Here is a 10848-nt window from a genome sequence, read left to right as displayed (position 1 = left end):
GCGAGAGGGGTCGGATGCGCCGACTCGGCGTTGTGATCCGGTTTACCCGAACCGACCCGAGATGTACGCCTCGGTGTCGGGGTTGTCCGGGTTGGTGAACATCTGCTTGGTGGGGTTGAACTCCACCAGGTGGCCCGGCTGGCCGGCGGCCTTCAGGTTGAAGAAGCCGGTGTCGTCGGAGACACGGGCGGCCTGCTGCATGTTGTGGGTGACGATCACGATCGTGTAGTCGGACTTCAGCTCGTGGATGAGGTCCTCGATCGCGGCGGTCGAGATCGGGTCGAGGGCCGAGCACGGCTCGTCCATGAGCAGCACCTCGGGCTGGACCGCGATCGCGCGGGCGATGCAGAGCCGCTGCTGCTGACCACCTGAGAGGCCCATGCCGGGCTTGCCGAGACGGTCCTTGACCTCGTTCCACAGGTTGGCGCCGCGAAGCGCCTTCTCCACGATCGCGTCGGCCTCGGGCTTCTTGATCCGCTTGGAGTTGAGCTTGTTGCCGGCGAGCACGTTGTCGTAGATCGACATCGTCGGGAACGGGTTGGGCCGCTGGAACACCATGCCGACCTTGCGGCGCACGGCCACCGGGTCGACGTTCGGACCGTAGATGTCCTGGCCGGCAATCTGGATCTTGCCCTCGACGTACGCGCCGGGGATGACCTCGTGCATCCGGTTGAGGGTGCGCAGGAAGGTCGACTTGCCGCAGCCGGACGGACCGATGAAGGCCGTCACCGACTTCGGCTTGATGGACATGGAGACGTCCTCGACGGCCTTGAAGTCGCCGTAGAAGATGCTGGCGTCCTTGACTTGAATGGACATGTGTTACTCCTAGCGCCCGGTCTTGGGGGCGAAGATCGTGCCGACGATACGGGCGATGAGGTTGAGGACCATGACGAGGATGAAGAGCACCAGTGCTCCACCCCAGGCGTAATCGACGCCCTTCTGCGTGGCCTCGGACAGCTGGGTGTAGATGAAGACTGGCACGGTCATCATCGGGCTGTCGTCGAAAGCGCTGGTGTTCATGTTGGGGTTGAACCCCGAGGCGACCAGCAGCGGAGCGGTCTCGCCGATCACGCGCGAGATGGCGAGCACGACACCGGTGACGATGCCGCCGATCGCGGTCGGGAGCACCATCTTGGTGATGGTGCGCCACTTCGGCACACCGAGGGCGTAGGCAGCCTCCCGCAGATCATCGGGGACCAGCTTGAGCATCTCCTCGGTCGAGCGGACGACGGTCGGGATCATCAGCAGCGAGAGCGCGACACCACCGCCGAAGCCGAAGCGCGTGCCGGGCCCGACGAGCAGGGTGAAGAGCGCGAACGCGAACAGACCCGCGACGATCGACGGGATGCCGGTCATGACGTCGACCAAGAACGTGATCGCCTTGGCGAGGCGGTTGCCCTTGCCGTACTCGATCAGGTAGATCGCGGTCATGATGCCGATCGGGATCGAGATCAGCGCGGCGATGCCGGTGACGATCAGGGTGCCCATCAGCGCGTGGTAGAGACCACCCTGCTCGTCGCCCGTGACCGAGCGCATCGAGTAGGTCAGGAACTCCGGGTTGATGGTGGCGGCGCCACGGGCGAAGACCATGTAGACCAGCCAGATCAGCGGGATGACCGCGACCCCGAAGGCCGTCCACACGAGCCCGGTGACCAGCTTGTCGGTCGCCGAGCGCTTGTTCTCCACCAGCAGGGCCCACAGCGGGTAGCCGATGAGGAACGCGAGCACGCCGATGACGACGGCGCCGACGATGCTCAGGCCGAGCACCAGCGCCAGGCCGCCGAGAGCGATCGCGGCGATGCCGACCAGCCACTGGGCGCCGCGAGGGAGCGTGGCGTGGGACAGCTTGGTCTCTTCGTTCGAGAGCTCGGTGTTGCTCACTTGGCCCTCCCTCGGGCGACGATCCAGCGGGCGAGCGCGTTGACCAGGAAGGTGAAGGCGAACAGCACGAGGCCGGTCGCGATCAGCACCGACAGCCGGTCGGGCGTGCTCTCCTTGTAGCCCTGGGCGATGTACGCCGCGATGGTCTGCGGGTTGGTGGTGCCGATGATGAACAGCGAGATGAGGACCTTCGGCGAGGCGATCATCGCGATCGCCATGGTCTCACCGAGCGCCCGGCCGAGGCCGAGCATCACCGCGGACACCATGCCCGAGCGGGCGTAGGGGAAGACCGCGTAGCGGATCATCTCCCAGCGGGTGGCGCCGAGCGCCAGCGCCGCCTCCTCGTGCAGTCGCGGCGTCTGCGCGAAGACCTCGCGGCAGATCGAGGTGATGATCGGCAGGATCATCACGGCCAGCACGATCGAGGCGGTGAACAGCGTACGACCGTTGCCGGAGGGCTGGCCGTCGAAGAACGGCAGCCAGGCGAGGTTGTCGGCGAGCCAGGCGTGGGCCGGCACCAGGTAGGGGCCGAGCGCGACCGCGCCCCACAGGCCGAAGACGACCGACGGCACCGCTGCCAACAGGTCGATGACGTACGCCACGGGGACCGCGATCCGGCGCGGCGCGTAGTGGCTGATGAACAGGGCGATCGCCACGGAGAACGGCACCGCGATGATCAGGGCCAGGACGGCCGCGTACATGGTGGCGAACAGCAGCCGCACCACGAGGCCCGGGAACGAGCCCTGGCCGGTGTAGTGCTGCGCGTCCACGTTGAAGCCCGGGATGCCCTCGATGCCCAGGAAGATGAAGACGGCTGCCAGCGCCACCAGGATCAGGGAGGCGGCGGCCACGGCAAGGCCTCGGAAGACGACATCACCCACCGAGCCACGGCCGGACAGCTCCGACTTCGGGTCAACGCCAGGGTCGGCGCCGGGGTCAGCGGCGACAGTCACAAGGCATTCCTCGACTTTCTTGTTTCGGTTCTCAAGACAGCCGTACGGGCGGCGGCCGTAGCCACCGCCCGAACGGCGATCACGTCAGACTAGTCGGCACTTACTTGATCGCGCCGACGAGCTCGAGCGCCTTGTCGGCGGTCTCGCGGTCGAGCGGCGCGGTCCCGGCCTCCTCGGCGGAGACCTCCTGGCCCTCCTCGGAGAGGACGTACTCCAGGTAACCCTTCACGTTAGCCGCGTCCTCGGCGTTCTCGTAGGTCGGGCAGGCCAGCAGGTAGGAGACCAGCACGACCGGGTAGACGCCGGCCTCGGTGGTGTCGCGAGCGAGCTCGACGGCCATGTCGTTGTCGTTCAGACCAGCCGGCTTCGAGGCGCCCAGGATCTTCGCGGCGGCGTCGGCGGACGGCTCGACGAACTCCTCGCCGACCTTGACCTTGGCGGTGCTGAGGTCGTTCTCGGCCGCGGCGGAAGCGTCCACGAAGCCGATGTAACCGGAACCCTGCATGGCGGTCACGACACCGGAGGTGCCGTCGCCGCCCTCGCCGCCCTTGATGGAGGCGGGCCACTCACCCGAGGGCTCCTCGGCCCAGCCACCGGCGGCGGCCAGGTATTCGGTGAAGTTCTCCTGGGTGCCGGAGTCGTCGGCACGGTGGACCGGGGTGATCGCGGTGTCCGGCAGCTTGGCGTCCGGGTTGGTCGCGGCGATGGCCGGGTCGTTCCACTTGGTGATCTTGCCGGAGAAGATGCCGGTCAGCGTCTTGGCGTCGAGGTTGAGCTCGTCCACACCCTCGACGTTGAAGACGACGGCGATCGGCGAGACGTACGCCGGGACCTGGATCGGGTCGCCGCCGCACTTCTCCTTCGCGCCGGTCAGCTCGCCCTCGTCGTCGTTGAGCGCGGAGTCGGTGCCCGCGAAGAGGTAACCGCCGGAGATGAAGCCCTCACGGCCGGAGCCGGAACCGACCGGCTCGTAGACGACACTGAGGTCCGGGTTCGCGTCCTGGATACCGGCGACCCAAGCCGCCTGGCCCTTCTCCTGCGAGGTAGCGCCGCCACCCTTGATGGTGCCCGAGAGGGAGCCTTCTTCGCTGCCGCCGCCCGTGGGCTCGTTGCCGGCGCCACAGGCGCTGATAGCGAGAGCAAGGGCCGCAGCGGTGATGCCCGGGACGAGTGCCCGGCGCAGCGAGGTGGTGTTCACGCAAGTCTCCTGATTGATGAAGCAGTCGATTCGGAGTTGTCGCGATGACCGTAGGGACCGGAGGTGGACGGGAAACTCGGTGAAGGTGAACGCAGGCTTAACGAGGAACACAAAGTCGGTGGCAAATCAGTGTCAGTTCCGGGCACAGAAGATGAACAGGCAGGCCTCAAGCTTCTGTCAGGCCTGAAATGCCTCAACAGCTCGCACTTCACCTTCTTGCACATGCAGGACCACGAGCTCGCCCTTCGCCAGTTTCGGGTCGCGCACACCCAGCCCCTCGAAGATCCACGGCAGCACCGGTCGGTGCGTGCAGATCACCGTCGGAACGGCCAGGTCACGCAGAAGGTCCGCGGACAGGGCCGACACGCTACCTCCGTCCGCGCCCTCCTCGCTCAGCAGTCTCATCTGCTCAGACGGGATGCCCGCGAACCCGGCGTAGGGAGCGACCGACTGCGTACAGCGAGCACTCGTCGAGGTGATCACCCGGCGGATGTCGTAGGCCATCAGCACGCCGGCCAGGGTGACGGCCTGGGCGCGTCCGGTGTCGTCGAGCGGCCGCTCCTGGTCGTCCCGGAACCAGGCCGTTCGGCCGACGGCCGAGGCGTGGCGGAGGATCACGAGGGGCGTGGTGGGGTGACGTACGTCGTCGGCCTGCTGCAGCGTGTCCCGGTCGTGGGGATAGGTGAGCCGCTCGCGCGCCTTCTCCACCGACATCCACTCGACATCGTCGATCTCGTCGTTGATCTGGTAGCTGTCCACGTCGTCGTCGGCCCCGGACGCGATGCGGCCCACCCAGTAGTGGACCACCTTCTGCCCTGCCTCGACCGGGTAGCGCTGCTGCCGGAGCGGGCGACCGAGGGCGACCCGTAGGCCGGTCTCCTCACGCACCTCGCGGATCGCGGTCACCGGGACGGACTCGCCGGGATCGACCTTCCCCTTGGGGAAGGACCAGTCGTCGTACTTGGGTCTGTGGACCAACACCACCTCGGGCAGGTCATGGTGCTCGCGAAAAACCACTACGCCGGCGGCCGGGATCTCGGGCATGGGCACAGGGTATGTCGTACGGGCCAGCGGTTCGTCTAAGGTTCGTCGGGATGCTCCGCACCCCCCAGCTTCTCGACCGACCCCGGATGTGGGCCGGTCGTTCGTCCCGAGTCGTACGCGCCCACCCCCTGTTGACCATCGCGGTGGGCGTTGTCGTCGTCGCGCTCGTCATCTTCCTGGCCCGGGCGTGGGCGACCCGCGGGAGCGACCTGGACGAGGCGCTGCGGCTGGCTCCCGCCGAGGCGACGCGGGTCTCGTTCACCGACTGGGCCGCCATCCGCGAGAGCGTGGGCGCCGACCTCGATGCCGACTCCACCCCGGCGGAGGTCCACGAGCTGATCGACGAGGCCTACACGAAGGACCTCACCTCGACCTCGGTGCTCCCCGACGCCTCGGGCCTGCTGCAGCAGCACTTCGGCTGGTCACCGGCAACACTCGACTGGGAGCTCTACACCCAGTCGACCGAGGGCGCGCTGATGATCGGACACCTCGAGGACATGGACGCCGACCACCTGGTCGACCAGCTCACCTCGATGGGTTTCGCCGCTCCGGAGGACGATCCCGCCGACGGCGGCGTCTGGGACGGCACCCTGGTCCCGTTCTCCACCTTCACCGACTCCGGCATCGACTCCACGATCACCCCGCAGGTCACCTACATCGCCTTCCTGCCCGAACACGACCTCATCCTGGCCTCGGACGGCAGTCGCTACCTGAGCGACCAGGTCGAGAACCTCGGCGACGGCGACCTGCACGAGCCGATGACGGCCGTGGCCGACCGGCTCGGCGACCCGCTCTCGGCATTCATCTACGACGGCGACTTCACCTGCACCGAGATCGGGCTGGCCGGCGCATCGGCCGCAGACCAGGACCAGGCGGACGGGCTCATCGACGCCGCCGGCGACATCAACCCGATCACGGGCTTCGCGATGGCGGCCGAGCGCAACGGCGACGTGCGGGTCGCGATGTCGTTCGAGGACGACGACCAGGCGCGTACGAACGCCGACACCCGCGCCAAGCTCGCCGTCGGCCCGGCACCGGGTCAGGGCGGCACGTTGGACGAGCGGTTCGCGCTCGGGAAGGTCGCGGCCGAGGACGAGGTCGTCACCATGCAGCTGCAGCCGAAGGACGGTACAGCCGTGCTGTCCGACCTGGCGAACGGGCCGCTGCTCTTCGCGACCTGCTGAGGACTTACGGGATGATTCCCAGGATGCGGTCGATCTCCTCCTGGGAGAGGTGATCCTCGGACTCGCTCGCGGCGACGATGAGGTTGGTGGTGAGCTCGACCTCGAGGAGCAGCTCGGGATCTTCCAGCGTCACATCGAACTGGTCAGCCACGCTCGCCGCCTCCTCACGCCACCTTGAAAAGCTCGTCTTCACATCATCGCCCAGTCTTGGTGGATCTGCGCGCTGATCCACCAAGAACCACCAAAAGTTGTCACATCAAGCGTGACACAGAAGCCCGAAGGGGCTCCAATCAAACCACGAGATCAGACCACGAGGCCCCAGCCAAAAGGCTGGGGCCTCGTTGCAGATGATCAGTGTCGGCTCACGCCGAACCCGAGATCGTCTTGCTGATCAGAGAGGACGAACGTTCTCCGCCTGCGGACCCTTCGGGCCCTGCGTGACGTCGAACTCGACCTTCTGGTTCTCGTCCAGGGTCTTGTAGCCCTGCGTCTGGATCGCCGAGTAGTGCACGAAGACGTCGTCGCCGCCGTCCTCCTGCGCAATGAAGCCAAAACCCTTCTCGGCGTTGAACCACTTAACGGTGCCCTGAGCCATCTGCTCGTTACTCCTTAGTCGGGGCGAGAGGCCACCAGGTTCGGTAGCCCCGCATCAGGGGCGGGTGACACGTCGCTCCGACCTGTGTTCCCGAACCGAGGCCCGGGCGAGCACAGAGCAGAAACGCCGTTGGATCACAAACTCCGCAGGCGTCAGACCTTCTGGAACTTGCTCCTGTTGCGGGAGTGACACTAGCAACTCGCGAGCCGGTGCGAACCCCCCTTCGCCGATCGTTTTACGCGCGAAGCGGTGAAGGTTGTGCAACAGAGCCGTGAAACCGGCGCTCTTCGGGCCGCGTAGCGAAGCGTTCCGGACAGCACAAGACCCCCGCCCGAGGACCGGGCGAGGGTCTGCCGTGGTAGGCCGTGTCGGTCTCGAACCGACGACCCATGGATTAAAAGTCCACTGCTCTACCAACTGAGCTAACGGCCCGCCGGGAGTCTACCGGAGCAGACGTCGTGTCCTATTCGCGGACGTCCCGCGACGGCCTCCGTCGCTCACTGATGATCTTGGCGCATCGCTCGGCGGCGGCCGCACCCGTCAGCGCATGCTCGAGCAGGAGCTGCGTCCAGCGCTCGTAGCGGGCGACCTCGACCGGATCGGCGATCTCGAGATCGCCGGCGCTGGTCTCGAGGGTGACGATCCGGTCGCGCTGGTCCCAGCCGTGCTGGACCAGGACGGGGAAGCTGTCGAAGGGAACGATCCCGATGGTCGCCTGGGTCGTGGTCGCCAGCCTGGCGATCTGGTCGATCTGGGCGCGCATGATGTCCGGAGAGCCCACCAGATGGTGAAGGGCGGCCTCGCCGACGAGGATGGTGATCGACCGGCCACCCTCGTAGAGGATCGCCGAGCGTCGTAGCCTCGCGGCGACGATGGTGGAGACGTCGGCTTGCTCCACGTCGTCGCCCCGCGAACCACCCTCCAGGGCGAGAAGGGCGCGCGCGTAGTCGGGGGTCTGCAACAGCTCGGGAACACTGTGGGGCTGGAAGCTGGTCAGGACGGTCGCGGCCACCTCGGTCACGGCGTAGGCCTCTTGGCGCTGCTCCGCACCACCACCGGCGGGACGGGCGTCGCGGAACGCCGCATCCTCCTGCTCCGCCCGTGCACGCAGCGCGAGCAGCATCTCCCTGTCGGCACCGACGGCTGCGGCCCAGGCGCGGACCTCGGCCTCGGAGACGGCCTGTCGGCCCGACTCGATCTTCGACACCTTCGGCTGCGACCAGCTGGATCCCAGGGTCTCCGCCAGCCCGGCACCGGTCAGGCCGGCGGCGCGGCGGGTATCGCGGAGCGCATCGGTCAGCGCTTCCCGGGCTCGACGGCTGGGGCGAGGCACGGCGCATCCTCCTTCGGCGGGTTCGTCACGGCACCATCGTGCCTGATGGGCATAGCGTACGTCCAGATGCACATCATGGTTGGCAGGATCGAAATATTATGCTCAACTGTTCTTCGGGCTCGACGCCGACAGGAAAGGCAGTGCTGCGATGAGCATCCGACGAACCCGACCCGGGCGACCACGTCTCGTTCCCCCGACCACCACGTCCCCGCCACGCGAGCAGATCCTCCATGCCGCCGCCCAGCTCTTCGTCACCAAGGGCTTCGCGGGCACCTCGACACGCGAGATCGCCGACGCGGTCGGCATCAGGCAGGCCTCGCTCTACTACCACTTCACCAGCAAGGACGAGATCCTCGCCGAGCTCCTGGAGCGCTCCGTCCGGCCCACGGTCGACCAGGTCGAGCGGATCGAGCAGCTCGCCGCGCCCGAGAGCCCCGAGACCGCGCTCTACGCGCTGGCGCTCGTCGATGTCCGCACGCTCGCCGAGGCTCCGGACAACATCGGCCTGCTGGCCACCCATCCCGATGTGACCAGCAGCGAGGCGTTCGACGCCTTTCGCGGGATTCGCGCCGAGCTCGCTGACGCCTACGGACGGATCGCCCGGACCGCAGCGCCCGGCGTCGCCACAGCGGCTGAGCCGGGCCACCTCGGCGACATGCTGATGCACCTGGTCGAGGTCACCACCAGCCTCCGCGGCAGCGGCGTGCCGATCCACGACGCGACCGCCGCCGCCATCGCCTCGACCTGCCTCCGCGCCTGCGGGATACCCGAGAGTCGCATCGCCTCGGCGGCGGCATCAGCGGCGACTCTCCTCGACGACCTGCCGAAGAACCCTGGGCACCATTAGCATCGAGCCATGCCAGAGAAAGCGCTTTCCGTTGCCGTCCGCATCGACAGCACTCATCCCGCCCGCTCGATTCTGCGCATCCTTGCCCGGCGGCCAGGTCGGATGGCGTTGGCGATCGCGGCCTTCACGGTCAAGGAGATCCCGCTGTGGTTCCTGCCCGTGATCACCGCTGCCGTGATCGACATCGTGGCGACGGGTGGCAACGTGCGCGACGTGCTGCTCTGGTTCGCGCTCGGCACCATCTTGCTGCTGCAGAACTTCCCCCACCACCTCATCTACACCCGCCAGTTCATGACCGTCGTGCGCGACACCGGCGCGCTGCTTCGCAATGCGCTCGCCGCACGGCTGCAGAGCCTCTCGATCGGCTACCACTCCCGAGCCAGCTCGTCGGTGGTGCAGTCCAAGGTCGTTCGCGACGTCGAGAACATCGAGGTCATGCTCCAGCAGGTCACCCACCCCCTGCTCTCCTCGGCGATGGTGCTCGTCGGCGCGGTGACGATGACGGCCGTCAAGGTCCCCGAGTTCCTACCCGTCTACCTGCTGGCGATCCCGCTCGCGCTCGGCATGCGCTGGGCGTCGTCCCGCGGTTCCCGTGACCGCAACGAACACTTCCGCCGCGAGGTCGAGGGCTTCTCGGCGCGGGTCGGCGAGATGGCCACCCTCATCCCGATCACCCGCGCCCACGGCCTCGAACAGACCGCGGTCACCAAACTGGCGGCAGGAGCCGACGACGTACGCCGCGCCGGACTGCACCTCGACATGCTCAACGGCCGGGTCGCCTCGCTCTCCTGGGTCTCGATGCAGTTGCTCGGCGTCGCCTGCCTCGCCCTGGCCGCGGTCGTCTCACTGACCGGGTTCCTGCCGATCACGGCAGGGGAGGTGGTGCTGCTGTCGAGCTACTTCGCGCTCCTGACCCAGGGGCTGACCCAGCTGCTCATGCTCATCCCGGTCGCCGCCCGCGGCGTGGAGTCGGTGCGGTCGGTCGCGGAGGTGCTGGAGGAGCCCGACCTCGAGGACAACGAGGGCCGCCTGCGCGTGGACGCCTTGCGCGGCGACCTGATCCTCGACCATGTGCGCCACCGCTACCCCGGCGCCGAGGACGATGCCCTCCACGACCTGGACCTCACCATCCCGGCTGGCCAGACCGTGGCTTTCGTCGGCTCCTCCGGGTCCGGGAAGTCGACGCTGCTCAACCTGGTGCTCGGGTTCGTCCGACCGACCTCCGGTCGGCTGCTGATCGACGGGGTCGACGCCCAGGAGCTCGACTTCCGTACGGTACGTCGGCACGTCTCGGTGGTCCCGCAGGAGTCGGTGCTCTTCGAGGGCACCATCCGCGACAACGTCACCTACGGGAACCCCGACGCACCCGATGACGTCGTGCGCGCCGCTCTGCGCGACGCCAACGCACTCGACTTCGTCGAGGCTCTGCCCGACGGCTGGGACACTGTCGTCGGCGAGCGCGGGGCCAGGCTGTCAGGAGGACAGCGGCAACGGATCGCCATCGCCCGGGCCCTCGTACGCAACCCACGCATCCTGCTGCTCGATGAGGCCACCAGCGCGCTCGACCCGGAGTCGGAGGCTCTGGTCAAGGAGGCCCTCGGTCGGCTCATGCGCGGCCGGACGACGCTCGTCGTCGCCCACCGGCTGTCCACGATCCGGCAGGCCGACCGGATCGTGGTGCTGGAGCATGGCCGCATCGTCGAGCAGGGGTCCCACGACGACCTGCTGGCTCGTGCCGGCCGTTACGCCGCTCTCAACGCGACCCAGGCGGGCTGAGGACAAGAAAGCGGGCCCGACCAGCTCAGAGCTGGTC

11 protein-coding genes and 1 tRNA gene are annotated in these 10848 nt (G+C 67.7%); 3 read left to right on the top strand and 9 right to left on the bottom strand.

Annotation, left to right across the window (positions count from 1 at the left end):
• Positions 1-42: 42 nt before the first annotated feature.
• From pstB to ACFVJS_RS21935, 5 genes are all read right to left on the bottom strand, one after another.
• On the bottom strand, positions 43-816 hold the full coding sequence (pstB, locus tag ACFVJS_RS21955; RefSeq protein ID WP_165111313.1) for a phosphate ABC transporter ATP-binding protein PstB: 774 nt from the start codon (positions 814-816) through the stop codon (positions 43-45).
• A gap of 9 nt (positions 817-825) precedes the next feature.
• Positions 826-1881 (bottom strand): phosphate ABC transporter permease PstA, encoded by a 1056-nt coding sequence (pstA, locus tag ACFVJS_RS21950; RefSeq protein WP_378884873.1) that lies wholly within the window; start codon positions 1879-1881, stop codon positions 826-828.
• Positions 1878-2834: a phosphate ABC transporter permease subunit PstC gene (gene pstC, locus ACFVJS_RS21945; protein ID WP_378884870.1), complete on the bottom strand. Its 957-nt coding sequence runs from the start codon at positions 2832-2834 to the stop codon at positions 1878-1880. The genes pstA and pstC overlap by 4 nt, the downstream gene beginning before the upstream one ends.
• A 100-nt stretch (positions 2835-2934) precedes the next feature.
• A complete protein-coding gene (pstS, locus tag ACFVJS_RS21940; protein WP_378884868.1) occupies positions 2935-4032 on the bottom strand; it encodes a phosphate ABC transporter substrate-binding protein PstS in 1098 nt (365 codons plus the stop codon).
• A gap of 177 nt (positions 4033-4209) precedes the next feature.
• Complete coding sequence (locus ACFVJS_RS21935; protein WP_378884865.1) at positions 4210-5076, bottom strand: NUDIX domain-containing protein; 867 nt, start codon at positions 5074-5076, stop codon at positions 4210-4212.
• A gap of 50 nt (positions 5077-5126) precedes the next feature.
• Between ACFVJS_RS21935 and ACFVJS_RS21930 the strand changes: the two genes are divergently transcribed.
• Complete coding sequence (locus ACFVJS_RS21930; RefSeq protein WP_378884862.1) at positions 5127-6260, top strand: hypothetical protein; 1134 nt, start codon at positions 5127-5129, stop codon at positions 6258-6260.
• A 4-nt stretch (positions 6261-6264) separates the two neighbouring features.
• Here the strand turns inward: ACFVJS_RS21930 and ACFVJS_RS21925 are convergent, their stop codons facing one another.
• The 4 genes from ACFVJS_RS21925 to ACFVJS_RS21910 form a co-directional block, all read right to left on the bottom strand.
• Positions 6265-6411: a hypothetical protein gene (locus tag ACFVJS_RS21925; protein ID WP_165111317.1), complete on the bottom strand. Its 147-nt coding sequence runs from the start codon at positions 6409-6411 to the stop codon at positions 6265-6267.
• A 240-nt stretch (positions 6412-6651) separates the two neighbouring features.
• Entirely contained in the window at positions 6652-6855 is a 204-nt protein-coding gene (locus tag ACFVJS_RS21920) for a cold-shock protein (protein ID WP_008360626.1), read from the bottom strand.
• 356 nt (positions 6856-7211) lie between these two features.
• A tRNA-Lys gene (locus ACFVJS_RS21915) sits at positions 7212-7287 on the bottom strand.
• A gap of 31 nt (positions 7288-7318) precedes the next feature.
• On the bottom strand, positions 7319-8188 hold the full coding sequence (locus tag ACFVJS_RS21910; protein WP_378884860.1) for a helix-turn-helix domain-containing protein: 870 nt from the start codon (positions 8186-8188) through the stop codon (positions 7319-7321).
• 148 nt (positions 8189-8336) lie between these two features.
• Here ACFVJS_RS21910 and ACFVJS_RS21905 point away from each other — a divergent pair, with 148 nt between their 5' ends.
• Positions 8337-9035: a TetR/AcrR family transcriptional regulator gene (locus ACFVJS_RS21905; RefSeq protein ID WP_378884857.1), complete on the top strand. Its 699-nt coding sequence runs from the start codon at positions 8337-8339 to the stop codon at positions 9033-9035.
• A gap of 9 nt (positions 9036-9044) precedes the next feature.
• On the top strand, positions 9045-10811 hold the full coding sequence (locus ACFVJS_RS21900) for an ABC transporter ATP-binding protein (protein ID WP_378884854.1): 1767 nt from the start codon (positions 9045-9047) through the stop codon (positions 10809-10811).
• Positions 10812-10848 lie beyond the last annotated feature (37 nt).

This window comes from Nocardioides sp. NPDC057772, assembly GCF_042798075.1.
Lineage (GTDB): Bacteria > Actinomycetota > Actinomycetes > Propionibacteriales > Nocardioidaceae > Nocardioides.
Note: the sequence above shows the minus strand (reverse complement) of the source record. Positions and strands in the feature narration are given on the sequence as shown.

Bases quoted from the DNA above. Each gene is read 5' to 3' on its own strand.
- pstB (WP_165111313.1), bottom strand. From the start codon at position 816: ATGTCCATTCAAGTCAAGGACGCCAGCATCTTCTACGGCGACTTCAAG.
- ACFVJS_RS21935 (WP_378884865.1), bottom strand. From the start codon at position 5,076: ATGCCCGAGATCCCGGCCGCCGGCGTAGTGGTTTTTCGCGAGCACCAT.
- ACFVJS_RS21930 (WP_378884862.1), top strand. From the start codon at position 5,127: ATGCTCCGCACCCCCCAGCTTCTCGACCGACCCCGGATGTGGGCCGGT.
- ACFVJS_RS21920 (WP_008360626.1), bottom strand. From the start codon at position 6,855: ATGGCTCAGGGCACCGTTAAGTGGTTCAACGCCGAGAAGGGTTTTGGC.
- ACFVJS_RS21905 (WP_378884857.1), top strand. From the start codon at position 8,337: ATGAGCATCCGACGAACCCGACCCGGGCGACCACGTCTCGTTCCCCCG.
- ACFVJS_RS21900 (WP_378884854.1), top strand. From the start codon at position 9,045: ATGCCAGAGAAAGCGCTTTCCGTTGCCGTCCGCATCGACAGCACTCAT.